General features: G+C 71.7%; 28 protein-coding genes. 11 read left to right on the forward strand and 17 right to left on the reverse strand.

All coding sequences use genetic code 11. The annotated features are described in order from the left end of the window. Nucleotides 1-93 precede the first annotated feature (93 nt). The 3 genes from AC3AQ1_RS10620 to AC3AQ1_RS10630 all read left to right on the forward strand — a co-directional run bounded on the left by AC3AQ1_RS10620 (nt 94) and on the right by AC3AQ1_RS10630 (nt 3,622). Entirely contained in the window at nt 94-987 is an 894-nt protein-coding gene (locus tag AC3AQ1_RS10620) for an AbiJ-NTD4 domain-containing protein (RefSeq protein WP_234417952.1), read from the forward strand. A gap of 223 nt (nt 988-1,210) precedes the next feature. Beyond that, nucleotides 1,211-2,379, forward strand: a protein-coding gene (locus AC3AQ1_RS10625; RefSeq protein WP_199916596.1) for an IS3 family transposase whose coding sequence is annotated in 2 segments (ribosomal slippage) — nt 1,211-1,489 and nt 1,492-2,379 — 1,167 coding nt in all. Because the reading frame shifts where the segments join, the coding sequence is not laid out codon by codon here. Between the two features lie 19 nt (nt 2,380-2,398). Further along, on the forward strand, nt 2,399-3,622 hold the full coding sequence (locus AC3AQ1_RS10630) for a hypothetical protein (protein ID WP_159096512.1): 1,224 nt from the start codon (nt 2,399-2,401) through the stop codon (nt 3,620-3,622). A 416-nt stretch (nt 3,623-4,038) separates the two neighbouring features. Here the strand turns inward: AC3AQ1_RS10630 and AC3AQ1_RS10635 are convergent, their stop codons facing one another. The 6 genes from AC3AQ1_RS10635 to AC3AQ1_RS10660 all read right to left on the reverse strand — a co-directional run bounded on the left by AC3AQ1_RS10635 (nt 4,039) and on the right by AC3AQ1_RS10660 (nt 8,791). Next, nucleotides 4,039-4,431 (reverse strand): hypothetical protein, encoded by a 393-nt coding sequence (locus tag AC3AQ1_RS10635; RefSeq protein WP_108718949.1) that lies wholly within the window; start codon nt 4,429-4,431, stop codon nt 4,039-4,041. A gap of 486 nt (nt 4,432-4,917) precedes the next feature. After that, nucleotides 4,918-5,946, reverse strand: a complete 1,029-nt coding sequence (glsA, locus tag AC3AQ1_RS10640; RefSeq protein WP_108718950.1) for a glutaminase A — start codon at nt 5,944-5,946, stop codon at nt 4,918-4,920. Between the two features lie 113 nt (nt 5,947-6,059). Then, entirely contained in the window at nt 6,060-7,298 is a 1,239-nt protein-coding gene (locus AC3AQ1_RS10645; RefSeq protein ID WP_108718951.1) for an RNA polymerase sigma factor, read from the reverse strand. Between the two features lie 7 nt (nt 7,299-7,305). Beyond that, complete coding sequence (locus AC3AQ1_RS10650; RefSeq protein ID WP_108718952.1) at nt 7,306-7,692, reverse strand: YciI family protein; 387 nt, start codon at nt 7,690-7,692, stop codon at nt 7,306-7,308. Between the two features lies 1 nt (nt 7,693). Continuing rightward, the gene (locus AC3AQ1_RS10655; protein WP_108718953.1) at nt 7,694-8,095 is read right to left on the reverse strand and encodes a YciI family protein; all 402 of its coding nucleotides are present in this window, start codon (nt 8,093-8,095) and stop codon (nt 7,694-7,696) included. Nucleotides 8,096-8,134: 39 nt separating this feature from the next. Then, nucleotides 8,135-8,791 (reverse strand): TetR/AcrR family transcriptional regulator, encoded by a 657-nt coding sequence (locus tag AC3AQ1_RS10660; protein ID WP_159096513.1) that lies wholly within the window; start codon nt 8,789-8,791, stop codon nt 8,135-8,137. Between the two features lie 102 nt (nt 8,792-8,893). Here AC3AQ1_RS10660 and AC3AQ1_RS10665 point away from each other — a divergent pair, with 102 nt between their 5' ends. Next, entirely contained in the window at nt 8,894-9,940 is a 1,047-nt protein-coding gene (locus AC3AQ1_RS10665) for an ABC transporter permease (protein ID WP_199916463.1), read from the forward strand. A gap of 7 nt (nt 9,941-9,947) precedes the next feature. On the opposite strand, the gene AC3AQ1_RS10670 is transcribed toward AC3AQ1_RS10665, so the two are convergent. Further along, a complete protein-coding gene (locus tag AC3AQ1_RS10670) occupies nt 9,948-10,250 on the reverse strand; it encodes a hypothetical protein (RefSeq protein WP_108718955.1) in 303 nt (100 codons plus the stop codon). A gap of 96 nt (nt 10,251-10,346) precedes the next feature. On the opposite strand from AC3AQ1_RS10670, the gene AC3AQ1_RS10675 reads away from it, so the two are divergent. The 4 genes from AC3AQ1_RS10675 to AC3AQ1_RS10690 are packed head-to-tail and all read left to right on the forward strand — an operon-like array spanning nt 10,347 to nt 14,038. Next, the gene (locus AC3AQ1_RS10675) at nt 10,347-11,387 is read left to right on the forward strand and encodes an ABC transporter permease (RefSeq protein WP_234417953.1); all 1,041 of its coding nucleotides are present in this window, start codon (nt 10,347-10,349) and stop codon (nt 11,385-11,387) included. Then, nucleotides 11,384-12,220, forward strand: coding sequence for an ABC transporter ATP-binding protein (locus tag AC3AQ1_RS10680; protein WP_108718957.1), 837 nt, complete (start codon nt 11,384-11,386; stop codon nt 12,218-12,220). Before AC3AQ1_RS10675 ends, AC3AQ1_RS10680 begins: the two co-directional genes overlap by 4 nt. Then, nucleotides 12,217-13,152 carry an ABC transporter ATP-binding protein gene (locus tag AC3AQ1_RS10685; protein WP_108718958.1) on the forward strand — a complete coding sequence of 312 codons (936 nt, stop codon included), beginning with the start codon at nt 12,217-12,219 and terminating at the stop codon, nt 13,150-13,152. The genes AC3AQ1_RS10680 and AC3AQ1_RS10685 overlap by 4 nt, the downstream gene beginning before the upstream one ends. Nucleotides 13,153-13,174: 22 nt before the next feature. Further along, nucleotides 13,175-14,038, forward strand: coding sequence for an SDR family oxidoreductase (locus AC3AQ1_RS10690; protein WP_108718959.1), 864 nt, complete (start codon nt 13,175-13,177; stop codon nt 14,036-14,038). Here AC3AQ1_RS10690 and AC3AQ1_RS10695 read toward each other — a convergent pair. Next, nucleotides 14,007-14,411 carry a DUF2255 family protein gene (locus AC3AQ1_RS10695; RefSeq protein ID WP_159096514.1) on the reverse strand — a complete coding sequence of 135 codons (405 nt, stop codon included), beginning with the start codon at nt 14,409-14,411 and terminating at the stop codon, nt 14,007-14,009. The genes AC3AQ1_RS10690 and AC3AQ1_RS10695 overlap by 32 nt on opposite strands. A gap of 2 nt (nt 14,412-14,413) precedes the next feature. Beyond that, the gene (locus AC3AQ1_RS10700) at nt 14,414-15,307 is read right to left on the reverse strand and encodes an aldo/keto reductase (RefSeq protein WP_108720155.1); all 894 of its coding nucleotides are present in this window, start codon (nt 15,305-15,307) and stop codon (nt 14,414-14,416) included. 136 nt (nt 15,308-15,443) lie between these two features. Between AC3AQ1_RS10700 and AC3AQ1_RS10705 the strand changes: the two genes are divergently transcribed. Continuing rightward, the gene (locus tag AC3AQ1_RS10705; RefSeq protein ID WP_108718961.1) at nt 15,444-16,349 is read left to right on the forward strand and encodes a helix-turn-helix transcriptional regulator; all 906 of its coding nucleotides are present in this window, start codon (nt 15,444-15,446) and stop codon (nt 16,347-16,349) included. Nucleotides 16,350-16,417: 68 nt separating this feature from the next. On the opposite strand, the gene AC3AQ1_RS10710 is transcribed toward AC3AQ1_RS10705, so the two are convergent. Next, a complete protein-coding gene (locus AC3AQ1_RS10710) occupies nt 16,418-16,996 on the reverse strand; it encodes a sugar O-acetyltransferase (protein WP_108718962.1) in 579 nt (192 codons plus the stop codon). Beyond that, on the reverse strand, nt 16,993-17,886 hold the full coding sequence (locus tag AC3AQ1_RS10715) for a helix-turn-helix transcriptional regulator (protein WP_108718963.1): 894 nt from the start codon (nt 17,884-17,886) through the stop codon (nt 16,993-16,995). The genes AC3AQ1_RS10710 and AC3AQ1_RS10715 overlap by 4 nt, the downstream gene beginning before the upstream one ends. A 157-nt stretch (nt 17,887-18,043) precedes the next feature. Between AC3AQ1_RS10715 and AC3AQ1_RS10720 the strand changes: the two genes are divergently transcribed. Beyond that, nucleotides 18,044-19,063, forward strand: a complete 1,020-nt coding sequence (locus tag AC3AQ1_RS10720; protein ID WP_108718964.1) for a zinc-dependent alcohol dehydrogenase family protein — start codon at nt 18,044-18,046, stop codon at nt 19,061-19,063. On the opposite strand, the gene AC3AQ1_RS10725 is transcribed toward AC3AQ1_RS10720, so the two are convergent. The 3 genes from AC3AQ1_RS10725 to AC3AQ1_RS10735 all read right to left on the reverse strand — a co-directional run bounded on the left by AC3AQ1_RS10725 (nt 19,053) and on the right by AC3AQ1_RS10735 (nt 21,237). Further along, nucleotides 19,053-19,592 carry an aminotransferase class III-fold pyridoxal phosphate-dependent enzyme gene (locus AC3AQ1_RS10725; RefSeq protein WP_234417472.1) on the reverse strand — a complete coding sequence of 180 codons (540 nt, stop codon included), beginning with the start codon at nt 19,590-19,592 and terminating at the stop codon, nt 19,053-19,055. The two genes, AC3AQ1_RS10720 and AC3AQ1_RS10725, sit on opposite strands and share 11 nt — an antisense overlap. A 154-nt stretch (nt 19,593-19,746) precedes the next feature. Beyond that, entirely contained in the window at nt 19,747-19,929 is a 183-nt protein-coding gene (locus AC3AQ1_RS10730) for a hypothetical protein (RefSeq protein WP_234417473.1), read from the reverse strand. A 24-nt stretch (nt 19,930-19,953) separates the two neighbouring features. Further along, nucleotides 19,954-21,237, reverse strand: a complete 1,284-nt coding sequence (locus AC3AQ1_RS10735) for an MFS transporter (protein WP_108718965.1) — start codon at nt 21,235-21,237, stop codon at nt 19,954-19,956. Nucleotides 21,238-21,401: 164 nt separating this feature from the next. Between AC3AQ1_RS10735 and AC3AQ1_RS10740 the strand changes: the two genes are divergently transcribed. Next, on the forward strand, nt 21,402-22,340 hold the full coding sequence (locus AC3AQ1_RS10740; RefSeq protein ID WP_108718966.1) for a cold-shock protein: 939 nt from the start codon (nt 21,402-21,404) through the stop codon (nt 22,338-22,340). Nucleotides 22,341-22,370: 30 nt separating this feature from the next. Here AC3AQ1_RS10740 and AC3AQ1_RS10745 read toward each other — a convergent pair whose 3' ends face one another. The 3 genes from AC3AQ1_RS10745 to AC3AQ1_RS10755 are packed head-to-tail and all read right to left on the reverse strand — an operon-like array spanning nt 22,371 to nt 24,016. Beyond that, entirely contained in the window at nt 22,371-22,694 is a 324-nt protein-coding gene (locus AC3AQ1_RS10745) for a carboxymuconolactone decarboxylase family protein (protein ID WP_108718967.1), read from the reverse strand. Between the two features lie 12 nt (nt 22,695-22,706). Next, complete coding sequence (locus AC3AQ1_RS10750; RefSeq protein ID WP_108718968.1) at nt 22,707-23,564, reverse strand: aldo/keto reductase; 858 nt, start codon at nt 23,562-23,564, stop codon at nt 22,707-22,709. Then, entirely contained in the window at nt 23,561-24,016 is a 456-nt protein-coding gene (locus AC3AQ1_RS10755; RefSeq protein WP_234417474.1) for a cupin domain-containing protein, read from the reverse strand. The genes AC3AQ1_RS10750 and AC3AQ1_RS10755 overlap by 4 nt, the downstream gene beginning before the upstream one ends. Between the last annotated feature and the right edge of the window lie 6 nt (nt 24,017-24,022).

Below are 24,022 nucleotides of genomic sequence, written 5' to 3' on the forward strand. Positions count from 1 at the left end.
TCATGTGGGGAATCCGAACCATCACGCAGACAGGAAGCACACCGAATGGTCTTGTTCTCAGAACGTCACGGCCACCAGCCCGCCCGGGCTGCGATGCGACTAGAACAGCTAGACGACGTCCTGCGGGTGAAGACGTGGGACGTGCTGCACATCGTGCTCGACACCATGCTCGGTCCGCATGCCGACGAACGCCTCGGCACGGTCGCCCTCGCGAGCCAGCCGCAACCCCTGCGGCGGCGGCGAGCCTCGCGCGCTCTCATTGCAGTCCTCCGACACGTCTTCGGCACCCCTCTCGACGTAGCCCGTCAGACCCACACCACCGCCGCGGTTCACCAAGTCCGCGGACTGGTGCTCGGCAGCACCGGCGAGCATCCATGGTGGGCGGTGCTGGACTGCATAGAAGTCCTGCCGACGGAGCTCGGTCGCGCCGCCGATGACAGTGAGGGCGATCATGACAGTGAGGAGAAGACATTCATCACCGCTCAGCTGAACACCGTGATGGAGACCTACGGCGGCGGCTATCGAATCATCGACGGCAAGGTTGTGCCGATGACCTCAGCCAGCGAGGTCTCCGCCGTTGAGGAGGCACTGAGCGACTCCGCCCAGATCGAGCGCGTGCGCGACCAGCTCGAATCAATGTTGTCGGCGCTCAGCGCCCGACCGCAGGACAACTACCTCAGGAGCGCTCAGGAAGCGCTCGACGCCGTCGAGGCGCTCGTGCGTCACCTGACGGGCAAGAACACTCTCTCCGTCGGCCTGCGGGCACTCAGGAACAGGGACGGCGACCCCTTCCACCAGACGATCTACTCCGCCTGGGAGAAGCTCTACGGCTACCGGGGCGACGAGTTGCAACACGCCAAGGGTGCGCACGTCGACCTGGCTACCGCCCGCTATCTGGTCGTGCAGGCCTGCGCGTTCTGCTCACTGCTGCTGGCCCAGACGCCCTCCAACTCCGGCAGGGCAGCAGACGCACGCGCAGGTGTCTGAGACAGACCGGCCCCGACTCCTCCCGGAAACGGTCAGAGCCGACTTTCGGGTGTCAGTGGTTTCGGCACTAGGTTTCGGGCGGCAATGACATGGCGTGTCGAGGCGGCCGTCTGTGACTGTTGGCGGTAGTTGACGCGATTCAGGTGGGGCTAGGGGGACTGCTGCACGGATGGGTGACACCTGATGTGTGGTGCCGTGGGGTGCCACTGGAAGGATGTCGATCGTGCCCAGACCTCATCCGAAGGAGTTCCGCGACGATGTCGTGGCCGTGGCTCGCCGCGGGGATGCTCCGATCGCACAGATCGCGAAGGACTTCGGGATCTCCGAGTCGTGCCTACGCAACTGGCTGCAGCAGGCCGACGTGGAGGACGGCGCCCGGCCGGGGGTGACGAAGTTGGAGTCGGTGGAACTGCGGGACCTGAAGCGTCGCAACCGGCTGCTGGAGCAGGAGAACGAGGTTCTGCGCCGCGCTGCGGCGTACTTCGCTCAGGCTCATCTGCCGGGAAAATGATGTACCCGCTGGTCCGTGACCTTGCCGCTGACGGGATTCCCGTCACGGTGACCTGCCGGGTGCTGAATCTCACCAGAGCCGCCTACTACCGGTGGCTGGCCGATCCCGTGACCGCTCGGGACCTGCACCAGGCCTACCTCGCGAATGCCCTGTTCGACGCCCACCGCGATGACCCGGAGTTCGGGCACCGGCTCCTGGCCGACGAGGCGGTGCTGGCGGGTGAGAAGGCCTGCGACCGCACGGTGTGGCGACGCTGCTCGGAGAACGGCTGGTGGAGCGTGTTCGGCAAGAAGCGCGCCAGGAACGGGAAGAAGCCCGGACCGCCCGCGCACGAGGACCGGGTACAGCGCAACTTCTCCGCCGAGACGCTTAACGAGCTGTGGCTCACCGACATCACCGAGCACCACACGAGCGAGGGCAAGCTCTACCTGTGCGCGATCAAGGACGTCTGCTCGGGCCGGATCGTGGGCTACTCCATGGACGAGCGCATGAAAGCCCGTCTGGCCGTGGACGACGCCCTGGCCTGCGCGCTCGCCCGACGCGGACCCGGTGAGGTCACTGGCTGCATCGTGCACAGCGATCGAGGTAGTCAGTTCCGATCCAGGAAGTTCCTACGCGCTCTGGCCGAGCACGACCTGCTCGGCTCGATGGGCCAGGTCGCCTCCGCCGGCGACAACGCCGCGATGGAGTCCTTCTTCAGCCTGCTGCAGAAGAACGTCCTGGACCGCCGCCGATGGGCCACCCGCGAGGAGCTCCGGCTGGCCATCATCACCTGGATCGAGCGCACCTACCACCGGCGTCGACGCCAACCCCGACTCGGCCGATTGACCCCGATCGAGTACGAGACCATCATCACCACCCAGGCAGCACTCGCCGCCTGACCCACCCTGTCACCTCACCGTGCAGCAGACCCAGACAAGAATGATCGTCGGTGTGGCCACCGTCGCCGCTGCGACGGCATTGGCAGGGATGCCAGCTGCGGTGGGCGAGCCGGCCGAGACCCCAACACCGTCCGAGATTGCTCGCGTTGAGGTGCCGCTGAGCCACCCCGTCACGGTGGACGACGCTCTCACCCTGGTCGACGATGTCGATCTCGACGTCGTCGGTGTTCGGCACGAGCAGCCGGGTATCGAGGGTGAGTACTTCATCAACAACGGACAGAGCGTGGAGGCCTTCCTGGAGTCCTTCGAGACCGAGACCGGAACCCAGCCCCAGGCCGTCGCGCTCATCGCGGAGGTGGAGGCGACCACGTCACAGTCGGAGCGCAGCACCAGCAGTGCGCTCGACGCAGTCCAGGCAGAGGTCGGCGAAGTGATTCTCGACGTCAGTGCCGACCTCCCCGAGTTCACGGCACCGCTGGCGGTGCCCACGGCCGAGGTGGACGCGAAGGTCGCCGCAGCTGCCGAGACTGTACCCACGGACGCTGCTGCCCGGCTCGCCTCTGCGACGTGGTTCCCTCACTACAACGAGATCTACGCCCTGCAATCATTCACTGGAGTCGAGGGCGCCGACGCGGCCAACGTGGCGGTCTACAGCATCTGGAACGGCGGCAGCAACAGCCCCGACGTGATCCCCACGGACTGGGGCATCGAGGTGGACACCTACCAGTACAACTCCCAGATGCTCGGTATTCGACCGGCCTGCGCCTCAGGCGTCTACTCGGCCTTCTGGGGCAGCAAGGGCAGCGGTCCCAGCGGGATCGCCTCCTGGTACATCTACAACCTGAGCTCTGAGCTCCCGAAGACCACCCTCGGCGCCTACTACGACTGGGTCGACTCGACCGACGCGTGCGCCGACCAGTCGCTCTCCATCGGAATCGGCTACCCCCGGAGCCTGAGCAACTACTCCGAGACCACAGGCGGCAGCGTCGTCCTCCAGACCGTCATTCACACCGCGCGCGGTACGAAGTCGAGCAGCCCGATGTCGGTCAACATGCAGGCCAACTCCAACGACTGCAACGATCTTGGCCGCGGACCCGCCAGCGATTGCATGGGGCTCAACACCAACCGTGTCTTCCCCCTCGGCGGCGCCCACATCATCTCCGGACGATCGAACGGGTACAGCTTCCCCGGCTGCTTCTACACCTACTGGAACGAGACAGCACAGCCGATGACCTGCCCCTAGCGTGAGCGGTGGGCCTCGCGACGCGAATACGCCGCGAGGCCCACCCACGCCACACCAGCACCAGCAAGACCTGCCCCAACGAACTGGCCCCACTGGTTCACGGCGACCTCTTGACGAAGGATCGACCCCTCGAACTCCCAGACGCAGGCGACTCGTGCCGGTAGCACCGATGCAACCTCGGCTGACGTCAGCCTCGCGCCGACCATGGCCAGGGAGAACTCAGGGTCATCGCACACGCGCACTGCGCCGTAGAAGGACGGTACCGAACCGCCGAACGCACAGAGGGCACCTAGACCAACAACGACTAGGCCTGGAAGGCCCAAGCGTCGTCTCGATCTCCGGGGAGTCTTCATCTGAGCCATCCTCGCACCTCAGGGGTTTCTGGCGCCTCTCCCCCCAGAAGCGATCGTTAACGGCTAAGGCTGAGACCCGTTGAGCGACCTCTGCAACCGGGCAGCCTCGGCCTCGGCACGAGTGAGCTGTCTCGTCGCGATGCGTGTCCCTGACGACTTCACGAGAGTCGTATCACCGACGGGCGTCCAACTCGCGTGATCGCCGTCGCCGTGATTCTTCCCCTCGCACGAACACGTGCAGTCGTCGCCCTTGGCGTTCTTGCAGCGCCGGTCGCACTGCTCGGTCGTGCTGTAGTGCATCTCGACGTTCACCAGGCTGTCACGAATGGCGACCGCCTCAGCAACGACCGTCAGGTGTTGCCGACTGATGGTCCAGTAGCCAGCCCACCCCGGACTGCCCGGCGGGGCGTCGATCCAGGTCGGTCGAATCGCCTTGCCGGCAGCCGTCTTGAACATCTGCTTGTTCGGAGGTTCGTTACCCCGGGGCGCGCGGAGCCCTCGGACCTCTATGCGACCCCGTAGCGGTCGACGTATCAGCGCGGCCATGCTCGACTCTAGAGCCCCGCGTGACGGGCGAGCCGGCATCACTTAGGCGAGTAACGGCGCCGGCCCACACCCAAACGTGACCGGTGCGGCCGTGCTCGTCGACGTAATCCACCGCGACGGCCACGGCGGTGTAGGCGGTCGCGAGACCGTTGAGCTGCTTCCACCCGTGCGGGCGGTCGCGCGGCACCCACACCCGCACGGGGATCGGGGTATCCAGTCGCGTGGTGGGCTGGCCGCAGGCGGCGAGCGGGAGCGAGTTCGCACCGTCCCGCAGTGGCACCCGGTCGGGGTGCCGTCCATCTCCTGTCACACACCTATTCGAACATGGGTTCGAACGCGTGTGCGAGGACCGACACCGGGACCTGTCGGGGTGCGGTGGCACGCGCGCCTGCTCGGTCACGGTCGAGCTCCCCAGGCTGCGCCGTCGTGCGCGCCGCCGTCGTGCACCGCGGAGGCGAACAGGTTGAGGCCGAGCGCCCGCGAGAGGTAGCCGATCGCCTCCTGCGCTCGCACGCTGTTGCCCGCGGCGTCCAGGCGGGGCGAGAACGCGCCGATTCCGGCCTTGCCGGGGGCGACGGCGACGACGCCGCCCGCCACCCCCGACTTGCCGGGCAGCCCGATCTCGAAGAGCCACGTCCCGGACCGCTCGTACATCCCCGTGGACGCGAGCACCGCGAGGGTGTCGCGGCACACGTCGGGCGACACGACCCGCTCGCCGGTCACGGGGTTGACCCCGCCGTCGGCGAGCGTCGCGCCCATCACGGCGACGTCCTGCGTCGTGACGAGGAGGCTGCACTGGCGGGTGTAGACGTCGACGGCCTCGAGCGGGTCCTCGAGCCGGCCGTAGGACTCCAGCAGGCGAGCGATCGCCCGGTTGCGCTGGTTCGTCGCTGCCTCGGAGGCGTAGACGCCGTCGTCGAGCGCGAGGTCGCGGCCGGCGAAGCGTGACAGGCCGGTACGCACGGCCGCCCAGCGTGCGTCGGCGTCGGCGGCCGGCACCATCGCCGTCGTCGCGATCGCCCCCGCGTTGACCATGGGGTTCCTCGGGTGTCCGTCGTGGAGCTCGATCGCCATGACCGAGCTGAACGCCAGCCCCGTGTTGTCCACGCCGATCCGCTCGAGCACCCCCGCGTGGCCGAGCTCCTCGCAGACGAGGGCGTACACGAACGCCTTCGAGATCGACTGGATCGAGAACGCGACGTCGACGTCGCCCACGGCGTGCGACGCGCCGTCGACCTCGACGACGCAGAGGCCGAACCGGTCGGGGTCGGCGTCGGCCAGGGCGGGGATGTAGTCCGCGACGGCTCCGGAGGAGTCGGGCAGCGCCCAGCGGTACGCCTGCTCGACGAGCTCGTCGACCCGGAGGCGCGCCGGGAGCGGGCCGGTGGCTGCTCGTTGCCGGACGTCCTCGAGGTCTCGGTCCATCGTGCTCCTCGGAGCTCCGGGTGCGGCGGACGGGTGCCAGCCTCGCCCCTGCGCTCCGTGGACGCAAGGGCGCAGCCGTCAGGCGGGCGCGGTCGGCGACAAGACCGATCTTGTCAACGACCCAGCTGTGCGCGCCGTCGCGCGAGGTACGCGGCCTCGGCCGTGTTGCCGGCCAGCGCGATCGCGCGGTCGTAGGCCTCGCGCGCCTGTGCGCTGCGGCCTAGGCGGCGCAGCAGCTCCGCCCGCGTCGCGTGGAACGCGTGGTAGCTCTCGAGCGGCAGCCCGTCGACGACGGCGAGCGCCACCTCCGGTCCGACGACCTCGGCCAGGGCGACGGCCCGGTTGAGCGCGACGACGGGCGAGGGGTCGACGCGGACCAGCCGGTCGTACAGCGTGGCGATCTGCGCCCAGTCCGTCTCGCCGGCCTCCCGGGCGTACGTGTGCACCGCGTTGACCGCCGCGAGCAGCTGGTAGCGCCCGGGCGGCGGGCCACCGGCCGCGACGTCGGCGATCGTCCCGCGGACGAGGGCGTGGCCCTCCGCGATCAGGTCGCGGTCCCACGCGCCCCGGTCCTGCTCGGCGAGGGTGACGAGCTCGCCGGTGGCGGAGACCCGCGCCGGACGGCGCGCCTCGGTGAGCAGCATGAGGGCGAGCAGACCGGTCGTCTCGCCGGTGGGGCACAGGTCGCGCACGAGCCGGGCGAGACGGATCGCCTCGCCCGTGAGGTCGGCGCGCACGGGATCGCTGCTTGGGCCCGACGCGAGGTAGCCCTCGTTGAAGACGAGGAAGAGGACGGTGAGCACGCCGTCGATCCGGGCGGGCAGGTCCGCCTCGGCAGGGACGCGATAGGGGATCGCGGCCGCCTTGATCTTCGCCTTCGCGCGGGTGAGGCGCTGGCCCATCGTCGCCTCCTGGACCAGGAACGCGCGGGCGATCTCGGCGACGGTCAGCCCGCCCACCAGGCGCAGCGTGAGCCCGATCCGCGCCTCGGGGGAGAGGGCGGGGTGGCAGCACGTGAAGATCAGCCGGAGCCGGTCGTCCTCGACGGCGCCACGCGGCGGTGCCGGGTCGTCGTCGCGCAACCGGATCGCCTCCTCGTACTTCTCCTCCCGCCGGGCCTCCCGGCGGATGCGGTCGATCGCCTTCCGGGTCGCGGTCGTCGTGAGCCACGCGCCCGGGTTGACGGGCACGCCGTCGTGCGGCCAGCGCTCGACGGCGACGGCGAACGCCTCCGCGGCCGCGTCCTCGGCGGTGTCGAGGTCGTGGAACCGTCGAGCGAGCGACGCGACCACCCGGGCCCACTCCTCGCGGAGGGCCCGGGTGAGCGCGTCGTCGACGGCGGTCGGGGTCACGTCGGGCTCAGCCCTCGAGGTGCTCCTGGAAGTCGTCGGCCGTCTGGAACGGACGGACCTCGACCTTGCCCCGGCACGCCTTCGAGCCCTGGGCTGCGAGCCGGAGGGCGACGTCGAGGTCGGGCGCCTCGATGACCCAGAAGCCGCCGAGGTGCTCCTTGGCCTCGAGGTAGGGCCCGTCGGTCACGACCGGCTCGTCGCCCTGGCCGTCCACGACGCTCGCCGTCGAGGCCTCCGCGAGGCCGTTCGCGTAGACGAAGTAGCCGTCGGCCACGAGCTGGTCGTTGAACGCGCCGGTGTCGGCGAACGCCTCGAGCATCGCCTCCTTCGTCGCGTACGCGCCGTACGGGGTGCGCTCGGCCGGTCCGTAGACCGACAGCAGGTACTGGGGCATGTCAGGACTCCTTCGGTGTGCCGGTTGCATGGGTGGCGGTGGCGTGCTGCCGCAGCAGCTCGTCGGTCTCGGGGTCGGTCATCAGCTCGCGCACGTGCTGCGCGCAGCGGCAGGCCGCAGCGGTCCTCGCCGCCCAGGCGAGGGCATCCTCGCGGGTGGGGACGTCGACGACGCAGAACCCGCCGACGACCTCCTTGGTCTCGGGGAAGGGCCCGTCGGTGACGGTGCCGTCGGTCGCGACGATGCTCGCCCGCTGCCGCTCGAGGCCGCCGCCGTACACCCACACGCCCGCGTCGATCGCCTCGCGGGTCACGGCGTGCGCCGCCTCGCCGACGGCGGGCCAGTCGCCGTCGGGGATGTGGTCCATCGCGCCGTCGTCGAACGAGATCAGGTACCGCGTCATCGCATCGCTCCTTGTCCGGCGGCCGACTCGGACGGCCGCTCACCTTGACGACGAACGGCCTGCCCCGAATTCGACAGCCGAATCCGACAGTAGGCCCCAGGAGATTTCCGGCGCGCGTGTGGTGGTGCGCAGGAGGGGCAGGATCACGTCGTCGACGAGGCCCTCGACGTCGGGCTCCTGACTTGCGCCGTGGACGAAGAGGATCTCGTTGCGCACGAGGGCGACGATCGCCTCGTTGACGCGCGGAGGGATCGTGCCGGGCCCGAGCTCGCCGGCGGCCCGCGCGCGGTCGGTGATGTCGGTGAGCCACTCCGCGAACTGCGCGAGGACCTGCGCGGCCACTCGGGCGACGGTCGCGTCCTCGACCTCGCCGATCACCCCCCGGAAGATCCGGACGCCGTCGGGGCCGACACGAGCGAGCAGGCCGTCGAGCAGCGCGATGAGGTCGGACCGCAGGGGACCGGTGGACGTGGCCGGCGGCCGGCCCATCCGGGACGGCAGGAAGGCGTCGATCGTCATCTCGGCGCGGCTGCTGTAGCGGCGGTACAGCACGGGCTTGCTGGTGCCCGCGCGCCGGGCCACGCCCTCGAACGTGAGGCCCTGGTAGCCGCGCTCGTCGAGCTCGGCGAGCACCGCGGCGCGGATCGCGTCGCGCAGCTCGTCCGCTCGCCGTCGTCGGCCGGGTTGCGCGGTCACTCGTCCTCCCGCTGGCTCCATGCCCGGTGAGGGCGTCTCGACGGTATCGGATCCCTAGGATACGGTACGTACCGTATCTAGTTCTCGGTTTTGGAGAGTCCCATGTCAGAGCCCGCCACCACGCACGCCACCACGCACGAGAGCTGGCGGCCCGTCTTCGGTCTCGCCGTCGGCCTCGCGCTCGTCGTGAGCGCGATGCTCGTCGCATTCGGCCTGCCGGCCCTCCACACCGCGCCGCGCGACCTCCCGATCGCCGTGGTCGCTCCGCCCGCGGTGGCCGAGCAGCTCACCGCCGGCCTCGAGCGGGCCCAGCCCGGCGCGTTCGACGTGACGGTCGCCGAGTCCCAGGACGCGGCGCTGCAGCTCATCCGCGACCGCGAGGTCTACGGCGCGTTCGTCGTGACCGCCGACGGGCTGACCGTCGACGTCGCCTCGGCGGCGAGCCCCACCGTCGCGCCGCTCCTCACGCAGGTCGGGACCGCCGCGGCGACCCAGCAGGGCGTTACGGCCACCGTGACCGACGTCGTGCCGACCTCGGTCGACGACCCGCGCGGGATCGGCCTGTCCGCCGGCGCCCTGCCGATCGCGCTCGGGGGGTTCATGGCCGGTGTCGCCACCACCCTGCTCGTGCGCGGGACCGGCCGCCGGCTCGCCGCTATGGGGACGTTCGCCGTGGTCGCGGGCGTCGCGATGGCCGCGATCCTGGAGTTCTGGTTCGGCACGCTGAGCGGGAACTTCGCCGCCACCGCGGCTGCGGCGGTGCTGGGCATCCTCGCGACAGGCCTGACCGTGCTCGGCCTGGAGAGCCTGCTCGGGAAGGCGGGCATCGCCGTCGGGGCTCTGCTCGTGGTGTTCCTCGGCAACCCGCTGTCGGGCCTCACGAGCGCGCCGGAGATGCTGCCGCAGCCGTGGGGCGCGATCGGTCAGCTGCTGCCGCCCGGCGCCACCGGGACGCTGCTGCGCAACGTCGCGTTCTTCGACGGCGCCGCGACCACCCAGCCGATCCTCGTCCTGCTGGGCTGGGCCGCGCTCGGCGCGGTGCTCCTCGTGATCTCGGGCCTGCGCTCGCGGACGGGGCAGCCGACGGGGGACCCGGGGTCGGACGAGTCGGTGCCGGCCGAGCAGGCGGCGGTCGCCGCGCGGGCGTAGCGCGGCGTCAGCCCGCGGTGAGCAGCGCCGCCAGGAACGCGACGTAGAGGACGAGCGCGGCCGTCGCGACGCCCCCGGCGGCCCGGGTCCAGTGGCCCGCGGCCGCCGCCGCAGCGAGCGCGACGGCGAGCAGCACCCAGACGGCGGTGTGGCCGTGGTCGAGGAGCACGCCGCGGATGCCGTCGGCGGTCTCGTCCACGCCGTCGCTGACCGTCGCGAAGACGACGGCCACCGTGGTGGCGCCGACCGCGCCCAGCGCGAACCAGCGCCGGCGCGCCCGGGTGGGCTCGCCGTCGTGCGTGTCTCGCATGACGGCGACCGTAGCGCTCGGCGCAGTGGAAGACTCGCCCCACGAGGACCGCAGGACCGCAGGACCGCGGAACCGGAGGCGCGCGGCGTGAAGGCGATGATCGTCAAGGAGTTCCGGGAGCTCATCCGCGACCGGCGCACCGTGGGGCTCCTGGTCGGGCTGCCGCTGATCCTGCTGGTGGTGTTCGGGTACGCCGCGAACTTCTACGTCGACCACGTCTCGGCGGCCGTCGTCGGGCCGCAGGCCGAGCAGGTCGCCGCCCAGCTGCCCGACCTCTTCGAGGTCCAGACCGTCGACACCGCCGCGACCGAGCAGGACGCGCGGGACATGCTGCGCGACGACGTGGTCGACGTCGCGCTCGTCACGGGCGGCGACGCGGCAGGAGGAACCTCGAGCACCGCGACCGCGCTCATCGACGGCTCCAACCTCTTCGCGGCGCAGTCGATCCTGGCCGCGGTCAACGCGACGGGAGGCGCGATCACGCCCGAGGTGCTCTACAACCCCGACCTTACGACGGCGTGGGTGATGATTCCGGCGATCATCGGCCTCATCCTCACGTTCATCGGGACGATCGTGACCAGCATCGGCCTCGTCCGCGAGCGCGAGGCGGGCACGCTCGAGCAGCTCGCCGTGATGCCGATCAAGCCGGGCACGGTGATCCTCGGCAAGATCGCGCCGTACTTCCTGCTCGCGGCGATCGACATGGTGATCGTCACGGCGCTCGGCATGCTGCTGTTCGACGTCCCGTTCAACGGGAACGTCCTCACGTTCGCCCTGGGTGCGGCGATCTTCCTGTTCGTCGTGCTCGGCATCGGGGTGTTCATCTCGACGATCTCGCAGACCGCGGGTCAGGCGATCCAGACCGCGTTCTTCGTCCTAATGCCGCAGATCCTGCTGTCCGGGATGATCTTCCCGCTCGAGGCGATGGCGGCGGGCGTGCGCTGGATCGGCTACCTCCTACCGCTCACGTACTTCACGAAGATCTCGCAGGGCGTCATGCTCCGCGCCGCGGGGATCGACTCGCTGTGGCTGCCGTTCGTGGTGCTCACCGTGATGGCGGTGGCGATCTTCACGGCCGCGACGCTGCGGTTCCGCCGCGACCTCGCGCCCGAGCGCCGGGAGAGGACGGCGTCGTGACCTTCGGCGCGCGCGGCGTGAGCGTGTCGTTCGACGGCACGACGGCGTTGCGTGACGTGAGCGTGGACGTTCCGGACGCAGCGGTGATCGCCGTCGTCGGGGGCGACGGCGCGGGCAAGTCGACCCTGCTGCGGACGCTCGTGCGCCAGGTGGCGCCGGACAGCGGCACGGTCGACGCGCCCGGCAAGGCGGACCTCGGGTACCTGCCCGCGTCCTCGGGCAGCTGGGCGGCGCTGACGGTGGCGCAGAACCTCGACTTCGCCGCGGGCGCCTACGGGCTCGCGGGTGCTGCGCTCGAACAGCGACGCACCGAGCTCCTCGCCGCCGCGGACCTCACGGCGGCGTCGGACCGCCTCGCGTCGCAGCTGTCCGGCGGCATGCGGCGCAAGCTCGGCTTCCTCATGGCGATCGTGCACCGCCCGCGCCTGGTCGTGCTCGACGAGCCGAGCACCGGCGTCGACCCGGTGAGCCGCATCGACCTGTGGCGACTGATCTCCGAGGAGGCAGCGAGCGGTACCGCGGTTGTCATGTCGACCACGTACCTGGACGAGGCGGAGCGCGCGGGGCACCTCGTGGTGCTCGACGCGGGCGAGGTCCTCGTCCAGGGCTCCTACGACGACGTGCGCGCCTCGTTCGCCGGGGCGGTCACCCGCTCCGTGACCGCGGGCGCGACCCCCGTGCGACCCGAGTGGTCCTGGCGGCGCGGGCACGCGCGGCACGAGTTCTGGCCCGACGGCGAGCCACCGGTCGGGAGCGACGTCGTCGCCCCCGACCTCGAGGACATCGTCATCGCGCTCTCGCTCGAGCGGCGGCTCGCGGGGGTGGCTCGATGACCGGGCGACACGGGCGCGACGCGCTGACCGGGCGACACGGGCGCGTCGCGCTGCGCGCCGACACCGTGCGCGCCACCGCGCTGCGCGCCGACCGGGTGACGCGTCGGTTCGGCGCGTTCACCGCCGTATCGGGGGTCTCCATCGAGGTCGGCCACGGCGAGGTCGTCGGACTTCTCGGCGCCAACGGCGCGGGCAAGACGACGCTCATGCGGATGCTCCTGGGTCTGCTGCCCCCGACCGAGGGAGGAGTCACGATGCTGGGCGGACCACCGAACCGCGAGCGGCGCCGTCGCGTCGGGTACCTGCCACAGAACCTCGGCCTGTACCGCGACCTCACCCTCGCCGAGAACCTCGAGTTCATCAGTGGCACGTACGGCGCTCCGGTGCCCGTGCTCCCGGGCGACCTCGCCGGCTACGCGACGACGCTCGTCGGGGCGATGCCGCTGGGCGCGCAGCGGCAGGCCGCGTTCCTGGCCGCGCTCAGCCACCGGCCCGAGCTCCTCCTGCTCGACGAGCCGACCTCGGGCGTCGATGCCCTGGCCAGGGCCCGCCTGTGGGACACGATCCGGGAGCAGTCCGACGCGAGCGTCGGCGTGCTCGTGACCACGCACTACATGCAGGAGGCGCAGCAGTGCGACCGGCTCCTGCTGATGTCCCACGGCGAGCTCGTGGCGCAGGGCAGCGAGGCCGACGTCATCGGGGACACCCGCGCGCTGTCGGTGCGCACCGACGACTGGGCGGCCACGTTCGCGGCGCTCAACGCCGCCCGGGTGCCGGTCATCCTGGACAGTCGCGCCGTGCGCGTCGCGGACACCGACTCCGAGACCGTCCGGGCGGTCCTGGACGCCGCGGGGCTCGCGGCCGAGATCGAGCGGGTGCCGGCGACGATCGAGGAGCGGATGCTCGTGCTGGCCCGCGCGAGCGCTGGCTGAGGGGCGGGGGCAGGATGACGGCATGAGCAGCACTGCTTCTCCAGGAGTCACGGGCGTCACCGGCGCGACCGGCCACATCGGCGGGCTCGTCACGCGCGGGCTCGACGCCGCGGGCGTCCGGCAGCGGCTGCTCGTGCGCGATCCCTCGAGCCCGCGAGTGCCCGAGCTGGCGAGCGTCGAGGGTGTCGCCGCCGTCGACTACGCCGACCTCGAGCGATCCCGGGCGGCCCTGACGGGCGTCGACGTCCTGCTCCTCGTGTCCGCGCACGAGAGCCCGACTCGCGTCCGCGACCACGCGCGGGTGATCGACGCCGCCGCGCAGGCGGGCGTGCGGCACGTGGTCTACACCTCCTTCGCCGGGGCTGCCCCCGACGCCACGTTCACCCTCGCCCGCGACCACCACGCGACCGAGGAGCACCTGCGTGCGTCGGGGATGGCGTGGACCTTCCTGCGCGACACGCTCTACCTCGACTTCATGGAGCAGCTCGCCGGGCCCGACGGCGTCATCCGCGGTCCCGCAGGCACCGGACGGGTCGCGGCGGTCGCCCGCGCGGACGTCGCCCGCGTCGCCACGGCGGTGCTGCTCGACCCGGCCGCGCACGCCGGTGCGACCTACGACGTCACCGGCCCGGAGCCGCTCACGCTCGTGGAGGTCGCCGCCACCATCCGCGCGGTGCGCGGGACGAGCGTGACGTTCCACGACGAGACGATCGAGGAGGCCTACGCCTCCCGCGCGTCCTACGGTGCGCCCGACTGGCAGGTCGACGCGTGGGTCTCCACCTACACCGCGATCGCCTCGAACGTCATGGCACGGCCCAGCGGCGACGTCGAGCGCCTCACCGGCGTCCCGCCGCTCAGCCTCGAGCAGCTGCTGCGTCTCGGCTGAGCGGCTCGACCCGCAGGGTCGTCCCGCGTGCCGTCGCGCTCGTGATCGCACGCACGGCGGAGCCGCCGCCGTACTTAGCGCGATAGGCGCGGTCGATCGCGTCCTCGTACTCGCCGTCGGGCACGAAGCGCACGACGGCGCGCACCCCGCCGGCCTCGACGGTGCCGGTCCCGGCACGGCGCACCGCGCGGTACCACGCGCCGTCGTCGCCGCGCACGGAGCGGACGAAGAGCGCGCCGTCGACGACGACGTGCCACACGATCGTGGCTGGGCGCAGGGTGCCGTCGGCGCGGTGGGCGGCGACGTGGAGCTCGCCGTCGCCGTCGATCGCGGCGAGGTCGGCGGGGCTGAAGGTGCTCGTCGGCTCGGCCACCGTCACGCCTCGGGGATCGCGCGGGCGAAGAACTCCGGCCGGGCGACCTCGGGGTCCGGGCCGCCGCGCACCCCGGTGTCGAGGGCGTCGATGGAGGCGAGCTCGGCGTCGGTGAGGTCGAAGCCGGCGACGTCGAAGTTCTCGGCGATGCGCGACGGCGTGACCGACTTCGGGATCGCGGAGCGGCCCTGCTGGAGGTGCCAGCGCAGCATGACCTGCGCGGGCGTGCGGTCGTGGGCGGAAGCGATCTCGGCGATGGTCGGGTCCTCGAGGGTGCTGCGCCGCGTGTCGTCGCCCCACCCGGGATAGAACGTGATCCCGCCGATGGGGGACCACGCCTGGGTGAGCACGCCGTGGCGCGCGTCGGCGGCCTGCACGGCGGGCTGCGTGAAGTAGGGGTGCAGCTCGACCTGGTTGACCGCGGGGACGACCTCGACCTGCTCCAGGAGCGCCTCGAGCTGCTGCGGCATGAAGTTGCTGACGCCGATCGCGCGGACGCGGCCGTCGGCGAGCAGCGTCTCCAGGGCGCGGTAGGCGGCGACGGTCGAGTCGAACCGGTCGGGGGCGGGCTGGTGCAGGATCAGCAGGTCCAGCTGCTCGACGCCGAGCTTCGCCGTCGCCTTCTCGAACGCGTGCAGGGTCTGGTCGTAGCCGTAGTCCGACACCCAGACCTTGGTCTCGAGGAACACGTCCCCGCGCGGCACGTCGGACTCGCGGATCGCGCGGCCGACCTCACGCTCGTTGCCGTACGCGGCGGCGGTGTCGATGTGGCGGTAGCCGACCTCGAGCGCCGTGCGGACCGCGGCGACCGTCTCGTCGGGCGGGGTCTGGAACACGCCGTACCCGAGGGCCGGGAGCGTGACGCCGTTGTTGAGGGTGAGGGTGGGGATCGTCATGCCGTCCACGGTAGGAACGTGGCGCCGCTCGCGGGAGGGCCTGGTGCTACCCCCCACGCCCGCCCCGGTGCCGGCCCGCCCCACGGGGTAGCGCCAGTACCTCCCCAGGGCGGCCGCGCCGTCGTACCGTCGCGGGGTGGACCTGAGAGCCGAGACCCGCGAGTTCCTCACGACCCGTCGCGCGCGGCTCACCCCCGAGCGGGCGAACCTCGCGGCGTACGGCGGCAACCGCCGCGTGCCGGGGCTGCGCCGCGAGGAGGTGGCGATGCTCGCGGGCGTGAGCATCGACTACTACACGCGGATGGAGCGCGGGAACCTCGGCGGGGTGTCCGAGGCGGTCCTGGAGTCCCTCGCCGAGGCGCTGCAGCTCGACGAGGCCGAGCGCGGCCACCTGTTCGACCTCGCGCGGCTGGCCAACGCCTCCGGCGCTGCGCGCTCCCGGGCGCGCAGCGCGCCGGCGCCCGTGCTGCGTCCCGCGGTGGCGCGCGTCGTCGACGCGATCGACGCGCCCGCGTTCGTACGCAACGGCCGGCTCGACGTCGTGCACACCAACGCGCTCGGCCGCGCGCTCTACGCGCCGCTGTACGACTCGCCCGTCCACGTGCCGGGCAAGCCGGTCAACAGCGCGCGGTTCCACTTCCTCGACCCGGTGGGCGCCTGGCAGTTCTGGGGACCCAAGTCCGAGCGCGTCGCGCACGACGCCGTCGCGATCCTGCGCGCCGAGGCCGGGCACAACCCCTACGACAAGCGCCTCACCGAGCTGGTCGGGGAGCTGTCCACCCGCAGCGAGGACTTCCGCCGCCTGTGGGCCTCGCACGACGTGCGCTACCACCGCACGGGGACCAAGGTGTTCCACCACCCGGGCGTCGGCGTACTCGAGCTCGACTACGAGGCGCTCGTGCTGCCCGCCGACCCCGGGCTGCAGCTCAACGTCTACACGGCCCCGCCCGGGAGCCCCTCGGCCGACGGCCTCGCGCTGCTCGCGTCGTGGGCCGCGACGATGGCCGCGGCGCAGGGGGGCGTGCGGGTCGCCGAGGCGTAGGCGGCACACGACGGCGAGCGTCGCTCCGCGAGGCGCGCTCGCGTCTGCGCCGCTGACCTCCGCGGTCCTCAGGAGTGGTACCCGGTCTCGCGCAGCACCCGCGCGGGGACGCCGGCCACGATCGTGTCGGCGGGTACGTCCTTCGTCACGACCGCGCCGGCTCCGACGATCGCGCCGTCGCCGATCGTCACGCCGGGCACGACGGTCACGCAGGCGCCGAGCCAGACCCGGCGGCCGATGACGACCGGCGCGGGGATCATGTCGCCGCGGCGCGCGGGGTCGACGGCGTGGTCGAGCGTCACGATCGTGGCGCCGTGCCCGATCAGGGTGCCGTCGCCGATCGTGATGCCGCCGGCGTCCTGGAACCGGCAGCCCATGTTGACGAAGACGTCCCGGCCGAAGGTGAGGTTGCGGCCGAACTCGCAGTGGAACGGCGGGAAGACCGTCACCGATTCGTCGACGGCGCGGCCGGTCAGTCGCGTCAGCAGCGCGCGCACCTGCTCGGGGGAGTGGTAGCCGGTGTTGAGCTCAGCCGTGATCCGGAACGCGGCCTGAGCCACGCCGTGCAGGTACGCGTGCTGCTCGGACCTGGCGGTGATGACGGCGCCGCGCGCGACGTGGTCGAGGAACTCCTGCAGGTCCGTCACCGGTCCTGCGCCACGCTCGCGGACGTCGCCGGCTCGGCGCCCCAGGACGCCAGCAGTCGCAGCCGCTCGGCCGACGGCGAGCCGGGCTTGGCCGTGTAGACCATGAGCACCTGGCCGGGCTCGGCGGTGATCGCGAGCTCCTCGTACGCCAGCGTGAGCTCGCCGACGACGGGGTGGTGGAACCGCTTGGTGCCCGACCCGTGGGTGCGCACGTCGTGCGCGCCCCACAGGCGGCGGAAGACCTCGCTGCGCGTCGACAGCTCGCCCACGAGGTCCTGCAGGCCCTTGTCGTGCGGGTCCCGGCCGGCCTCGGCGCGCATGATCGCCACGCACATCTGCGCGAACCGGTCCCAGTCGGGGTAGAAGTCGCGCGCGGCCGGGTCGAGGAACTGGAACCGGGCGAGGTTCGGGGTGCGTCCGCCGTCGCCGATCACGGGGGAGTAGAACGCGCGCCCCAGCGCGTTGGTCGCGAGCAGGTCCTGGCGCTGGTCGCGGACGAACGCCACGCCGTCGGTGATCGCGGCCAGCGCCCACTGCAGGCTCGAGCGGGGCGCTCCCGGGCGGGTCGAGCGGCGACGCGCGCGGCCCGACGGCGGGATGCCGTCGGCGGCGCGGGCGAGGTCGAGCAGGTGGGCGCGCTCGGTGTCGTCGAGCTGCAGCGCCTGTGCGACGGCGTCCAGCACCGCCGCGGACGCCCCGCCGATCGCGCCGCGCTCGAGCTTCGCGTAGTACTCCACGCTCACCCCGGCGAGCGCGGCCACCTCGCTGCGCCGCAGGCCCGGGACGCGGCGCGTGCTCGGGTCGCCCGCGCCGATGACGCCCGCCGCCTCGGGGGTGACCTTCGCGCGCCGCGACATGAGGAACTCGCGTACGTCCGCCCGATTGTCCATGCAGCCGACCGTAGGCCGCGCCGACGCCGCGAGGGAGTCCCCCGCGTGGGGTGTACTGCGAGTACACCGCACGACAGGGCCTCCCACGCGGCGCCGGGACGGAGTTGTCTGGTTCCGTACCCGACAGGGCCGTACCCCAACGAAAGGCATCACCACCATGCGCGCAGTCGTCATGGTCGCCCCGGGCGACGTCCGGGTCGACGAGACCGAGCGACCGAGGATCGTCGAGCCGACCGACGCGATCCTCAAGATCACCGCGGCCTGCATCTGCGGGTCCGACCTGTGGCCCTACCGGGGAGCCGACGCGGTCGACCACCGGCCGATGGGCCACGAGTACGTGGGTGTCGTGGCGGAGATCGGCTCCGCCGTCACGACCCTCGCCGTCGGCGACTTCGTCGTCGGCACGTTCATCTCCTCCGACAACACCTGCGAGATCTGCCAGGCCGGCTACCAGACGCACTGCGTCCACCGCGGGCCCGGCGCCGACCCCGGCGCCCAGGCCGACTACGCCCGGATCCCGAACGCCGACGGCACGCTCGTCGCGACGCCCGGCGTGCCCGACCCGGAACTGATCCCCTCGCTGCTGGCCGCCTCCGACGTGCTCGGTACCGGCTGGTTCGCCGCCGTAGCGGCCGAGGCCGGACCGGGCAAGACCGTCGCGGTGGTGGGTGACGGCGCCGTCGGGCTGATGGGCGTGCTCGCCGCCAAGCAGCTCGGCGCCGAGCGCATCATCGCGATGTCCCGGCACGCCGACCGCCAGGCGCTCGCGCGCTCCTTCGGCGCCACCGACATCGTCGAGGAGCGCGGCGACGCGGGGGTGGAGCGGATCAGGGAGCTCACCGGCGGGCTCGGGGCGCACTCGACCATCGAGGCGGTCGGCACCCAGGAGTCGATGATGCAGGCCATCCACGCCACCCGCGCGGGCGGTCACGTCGGCTACGTCGGGGTCTCGCACGACGTCGCGCTGCCCGGGCTCGAGCTGTTCTACTCGGGCGTGCACCTGCACGGCGGACCCGCGCCGGTGCGCCGGTTCCTGCCGGAGCTCATCCGGCTCATCTGGAACCGCGAGATCGACCCGGGCGCGGTCTTCGACCTCACGCTCCCGATCGAGGACGCGGCCGAGGGCTACCGCGCGATGGACGAGCGCCGCGCGACCAAGGTGCTGCTCACGCTGTGACGCCGGTCGCCTCGCCGATCGCCTGGTCCAGCATCTCCAGCCCGAGGTCGATCTCGGCCTCGCTCGCCGTGAGCGGGGGCGCGATCCGGAACGTCCCGCCCCAGCCGGGGATCTGGACCACGTTCATGTGGAGGCCGAGCTCGAGGCAGCGGCGCGTGACGGCCGCGCCGAGCGCGTCCGTCAGCGCCTTGGTGGCGCGGTCGGTCACCAGCTCGAGGCCCTGCAGCAGCCCGTGACCGCTCACGTCGCCCACGACGGCGTGCCGCGCCTCGATCTCGCGCAGTCCCGTCCGCAGGCGCTCGCCCAGGACGCGGGCTCGGTCCACGAGGTCGTCGCGCGCCACGACGTCGAGCACGGTCAGGCCGACCGCCGCGACCAGCGGGTCGGAGACGTGGGTGGTGCAGAAGAGGAAGCCGCGCTCGTGCGCGCGCTCCTCGATCTCGGCCGTCGTCACGACCGCGGCGAGCGGCAGGCCCGAGCCGAGGGTCTTGCTCAGGGTGAGGATGTCCGGGACGACCCGGGATCGCACGGTTGCCCGGCTCGACCGGTCCGTAGCTGGCGCGCCGGCTCGAGTACGTCGCGGCGGCCGCGCCCTGCGTCATGCCGTGCCAGGAGGCCGCGAACGACACGATCTCGTGGCCGCCGGTGACGAGCTTCGCGAGCCGGATCGCGGCCTCGTTGGACTACGCGCCCGTGGTCAGCAGCAGCACCTTCCCCAGCGGGTCGGGGAGCGTCGCCACGATCCGCTCCGCGAGCTCGACGACCGGCCGCGACAGCATTCCGGAGAACAGGTGGTCGAGCTCGCCGACCTGGCGCCGCACAGTCGCGACGATGTCGGGGTGGGAGTGCCCCAGCACGGCGCTCATCTGCCTAGCGCCGAGGACCTCGGCTCAGGTCGCCGCGCTCGTCTCGTCGTGCGTGGTGACCCAGAACCGCGCCGCGACGGTGAGCCCGAGCAGCAGCAGGGCCGAGGTCAGCACGAACGGCCACACGCGGTCGATCGCTGACAGCCAGCCGCTGATCCAACCGAACGGCGCGGTCACGAGCATGACGGCGGTGCGCTGGACCGCCATCACCCGAGAGCGCTCGTGGCGGTCGACGTGCAGCGCGACGAGCGACTCCGAGATCATGAACAGCACACCTGCGCCAAAGGCGTCGAGCACGAGGCATCCGGCGAGCATGAGGTAGGTCCTCGCATCGGCCGCTTCTCCGGTGGCGGGGATGCTCACCAGCAGGACCTGACCGGCGAGGTAGACCGCGAATCCGAGCAGGGTCGGCGCCTTGAGGTTGCTCGAGTGCGTGATCCGCGATATCACGGTGAAGAGGAAGAGGACCGAGAGCAGCGAGCGCACCATCGGGAAGAAGGGCAGCAGGGCGTCCGGAACGCCGAGCCTCTGGCTGATCACCACTTGCCAGAACGTCGAGCTGATCAGGGCCACCGCGGCCACGACGGCCGCGATCGTCAGCGAGAAGATCGTGCCCCGGGACCGGACGATGAGACCGAGCACCGGTCGGTAGCCTCGAAGCGAGCTCCAGATGCTGACGCCGCGGGTCTGCTCCATCCGGACCAGCCCGGTGGCCGTCTCGGTCGTGAAGCGGTACAGCAGCCAGATCTTGAGCGACATGATGACGAACGCGTTGAGGTAGAGGATCCGGACCGCGGGCACCAGGCCCAGGTTCGCTACCAGCAGGGCCGCGATCGGCGCGAACAGCGCCGAGAAGTCGGCGGCCACCTTGATCAGTGAGTACACCCGGGGGATCTCGGCCCGGTCCACGTCCTCCACCAGCAGGCAGTCCCACGAGTTCTGGGTCACCTGCCACGCCCCGTTGATCACCGAGGCCACGAGGAACCACCAGAAGTTCTGCGCGAACGCCCAGACGAGACAGGGCACGCACCACGCGACGATGTCGAACACGGCGGTCGTCACACGGCGGCCGAGCTTGTCGGTGATCACGCCGCTGAGAAGGCCGAGGACGACCTGCGACAGCATCGAGATCGTGGCCAGCAGCCCGATCTGGGCGTCGTGCACGCCGAGCGCCAGCATGAACACCGAGGCGTAGGGCAGCACGAGCTGCATCGAGAGCCCCCACATCGGCTCGGTGTAGACCGAGGCGCGGCCGTTCCCGCGCAGGCCGAGAAGGGTCGTCACCATCGGGTTCCGGGGGCGGGGCACCGGAGGATTCAACCGCCGTCCTCACGCACGTCCAAACGAGAAGCGCGGCAGCCCGCCGGCAGCACCGCGGGCAGACATGTGCAGGTCAGCGTCTGGGTGGAGTCCGCCACGGCCGGGGTGCGGGACACTGGTGGGCAACGACAGTCGTTCGACGAGGAGTTCAGGTGCCGCAGGGAACAGTCCGCTGGTTCGACGCCGATCGGGGTTTCGGCTTTCTCGCCCTCGGGGAGGGCGCCGAAGACCTCTTCGTGCACGCCTCCGAGATCGTCGGGGACGACGCACACCGCGGGCTGCGCGAGGGCCAGGAGGTGGAGTTCGAGATCGGCGAGGGTGACCGCGGTCCGCAGGCGCGCCGCGTGCGTGTCACGGGTGAGGTCGCCTCCGACGCGGCCCTGGGCGTGCTCGGCACTGTCAGCTGGTACGAGCCGACCAAGGGTTACGGGTTCGTCACCCCGGACGGCGGCGGCGCCGAGATCTTCGCGCACAGCTCCGCCATCGTCGGGGGCGGGGTGATCCGCGAGGGCCAGCGTGTCGCGTTCCTCGTGGTCGACGGCGAGAAGGGCCCGCAGGCGGACCACCTCCTGCCGCTCGGGGAGCAGGCGGCCCAGCCCGCCGCGTCCGACGGCGCCGACGGCACCGTGACGTTCTTCGACACCGACAAGGGCTTCGGGTTCATCGAGCCGGACGCCGGGGGCAAGGGCGTCTTCCTGCACGTCAAGGCGCTGCGCTCGGGCGTTCGTGAACCGGCCGAGGGCGACCGCGTGACCTTCACCGTCGTCGACGGCGATCGCGGCCCGATGGCGCGCGACGTGGACGTGGTGGGCGGCGGAGCCCGCAGGTCCGCGCCCGCGACGGCCGGCCGCGGCCGCTCCGCGGGGCCCCGGTCCTCGGGTGCGCCGGTGCGTGGCGGAACGGGCGTCGTCGCACGCTTCGACGCGGACCGCGGCTTCGGGTTCATCGTTCCCGACGCGGGCGGTGACGACCTGTTCGTGCACGTGTCGGTCGTCCGCGGCACGGACCGGCTGTACGAGGACGATCGCGTCCGGTACGAGGTCCGGCAGAGCGACCGCGGACCGCAGGCGGACCGCGTCGAGCTGATCTAGTCGGCTCGACGCGGCGGCGCCGCCGCGTCGTCAGTCCGCGTAGACCTCCTTGGCGATCCGGAACGCGGCCCAGGCCTTGGGCCAGCCGGCGTAGAACGCCGCGTGCGTGAGCACCTCGGCCATCTCCTCGGCCGCGACGCCGTTCGCCTTCGCTCGGGCGATGTGGTGCTCGAGCGAGGAGTCGAGCACGCCGCTCGCCATCAGCGCCGTCACGGTGACGATGCTGCGCAGGCGCGGTGAGAGGGCGTCCTCGCGGGCCCAGACCTGGCCGAACAGGACGTCGTCGTTGAGCGCGGCGAACGTGGGCGCGAACTGGCCGAGCGCGTCCCGACCGGCGGTGACCTTCTCAGCCATGGTGGTGCCCTCTCACTTGCCGGAGTAGACGGGGAACGCGGCGTTCTCGCCGTAGTCCGTCTCGGCCATGGCGCGCAGCGCGTCCATGTCGTCCTCGGAGATCACGAAGTCGACCTGGGCGTTCGCGCGCATGTGGTCCGGGTTCGCCGTCTTGGGCAGCGAGACCGTCCCGAGCTGCAGGGTGTACCGGATGCACAGCTGCGGCACGCTGACGCCGTAGCGCTCGGCGATCGCCGCGACGTCGGGGTTCGTGACGATCTCGCCGTGGGCGATGGGCGAGTACGCCTCGACCACGATGTCCCGGGCCTGGCAGTAGTCGATGAGCTCGGTGGGCGTGTTGCCGGCGTGCACCAGGATCTGGTTCACGTGCGGGGCGACCGTTCCGTGCTCGAGGACGTTCTCCAGGTCCGTCTGGAGGAAGTTGGACACGCCGATCGCGCGGATCCTGCCCGCCGCGTGCGCCTCCTCCAGCGCCCGCCACGCCTCGAGGTTGCCCTCCGCGTAGTCGCCACAGCGGAAGTCGTTCCACGGCTGCGGGGAGTGGATGAGCATGAGGTCCACGTAGTCCAGGCCCAGCTTCGCCAGCGACTCGTCGATGGCGGCGGTGGCGCCCGGGTAGTCCTTGATCTCGGCGGCGAGCTTCGTGGACACGAAGAGCTCCTCCCGCGGGACGCCGGACGTGCGCACACCCTCGCCGACGCCGCGCTCGTTGCCGTAGGCCTGCGCGGTGTCGATGTTGCGGTACCCGATCGCGATCGCCTGGCGCACAGCTTCCGCGGCCGAGCCGTCGTCGATGAACCAGGTGCCCAGCCCCAGCGTGGGGATCCGGACGCCGTTCGCGAGGGGGTAGGTCTCGGTCAGGGCAGTCATGCGTGCTCTCCGTTCGTCGTCAGCGCGCCGTACACCGCGTCGGTGACGGGCTCGAGCCACTCGTTGCTCACGCCCTGGCCCGGCGTGATGAAGGCGACGTGGGAGAACCACGAGTCGGCCTTCGCGCCGTGCCAGTGCTTGGTCCCGGCCGGCACACGGACGACGGATCCGGGTTCCAGGCTGACGGGCTCCTCGCCCTCGGCCTGGTACCAGCCGCTGCCCGCCGTGCACAGCAGGATCTGGTCGCCGCCACCCCCGGTGCCGTGGTGCACGTGCCAGTGGTTGCGGCAGCCCGGCTCGAACGTCACGCTGCTCACCGGGACGCTCCCGCCCACCAGCGGGGCGAGATAGCTCTGGCCGGTGAAGTGCTCGGCAAAGGCGTCGTTCGTGTCCCCGCGCGGGAAGATCTGGTCGAGCTCGCCGTCGGGCATCTCGTCTCCTGGGTGCGCCATGCGGGC

The sequence above is a fragment of the Miniimonas sp. S16 genome (genome assembly GCF_057748195.1).

What these genes read in the sequence shown, in the direction of transcription:
- AC3AQ1_RS10620 (WP_234417952.1), top strand. Translation starts at nt 94, where the DNA reads ATGCGACTAGAACAGCTAGACGACGTCCTGCGGGTGAAGACGTGGGAC.
- AC3AQ1_RS10635 (WP_108718949.1), bottom strand. Translation starts at nt 4,431, where the DNA reads ATGTTCAAGACGGCTGCCGGCAAGGCGATTCGACCGACCTGGATCGAC.
- glsA (WP_108718950.1), bottom strand. Translation starts at nt 5,946, where the DNA reads ATGGACCGAGACCTCGAGGACGTCCGGCAACGAGCAGCCACCGGCCCG.
- AC3AQ1_RS10650 (WP_108718952.1), bottom strand. Translation starts at nt 7,692, where the DNA reads ATGCCCCAGTACCTGCTGTCGGTCTACGGACCGGCCGAGCGCACCCCG.
- AC3AQ1_RS10655 (WP_108718953.1), bottom strand. Translation starts at nt 8,095, where the DNA reads ATGACGCGGTACCTGATCTCGTTCGACGACGGCGCGATGGACCACATC.
- AC3AQ1_RS10665 (WP_199916463.1), top strand. Translation starts at nt 8,894, where the DNA reads ATGTCAGAGCCCGCCACCACGCACGCCACCACGCACGAGAGCTGGCGG.
- AC3AQ1_RS10670 (WP_108718955.1), bottom strand. Translation starts at nt 10,250, where the DNA reads ATGCGAGACACGCACGACGGCGAGCCCACCCGGGCGCGCCGGCGCTGG.
- AC3AQ1_RS10675 (WP_234417953.1), top strand. Translation starts at nt 10,347, where the DNA reads ATGATCGTCAAGGAGTTCCGGGAGCTCATCCGCGACCGGCGCACCGTG.
- AC3AQ1_RS10685 (WP_108718958.1), top strand. Translation starts at nt 12,217, where the DNA reads ATGACCGGGCGACACGGGCGCGACGCGCTGACCGGGCGACACGGGCGC.
- AC3AQ1_RS10690 (WP_108718959.1), top strand. Translation starts at nt 13,175, where the DNA reads ATGAGCAGCACTGCTTCTCCAGGAGTCACGGGCGTCACCGGCGCGACC.
- AC3AQ1_RS10700 (WP_108720155.1), bottom strand. Translation starts at nt 15,307, where the DNA reads ATGACGATCCCCACCCTCACCCTCAACAACGGCGTCACGCTCCCGGCC.
- AC3AQ1_RS10715 (WP_108718963.1), bottom strand. Translation starts at nt 17,886, where the DNA reads ATGGACAATCGGGCGGACGTACGCGAGTTCCTCATGTCGCGGCGCGCG.
- AC3AQ1_RS10720 (WP_108718964.1), top strand. Translation starts at nt 18,044, where the DNA reads ATGCGCGCAGTCGTCATGGTCGCCCCGGGCGACGTCCGGGTCGACGAG.
- AC3AQ1_RS10730 (WP_234417473.1), bottom strand. Translation starts at nt 19,929, where the DNA reads ATGAGCGCCGTGCTGGGGCACTCCCACCCCGACATCGTCGCGACTGTG.
- AC3AQ1_RS10745 (WP_108718967.1), bottom strand. Translation starts at nt 22,694, where the DNA reads ATGGCTGAGAAGGTCACCGCCGGTCGGGACGCGCTCGGCCAGTTCGCG.
- AC3AQ1_RS10750 (WP_108718968.1), bottom strand. Translation starts at nt 23,564, where the DNA reads ATGACTGCCCTGACCGAGACCTACCCCCTCGCGAACGGCGTCCGGATC.
- AC3AQ1_RS10755 (WP_234417474.1), bottom strand. Translation starts at nt 24,016, where the DNA reads ATGGCGCACCCAGGAGACGAGATGCCCGACGGCGAGCTCGACCAGATC.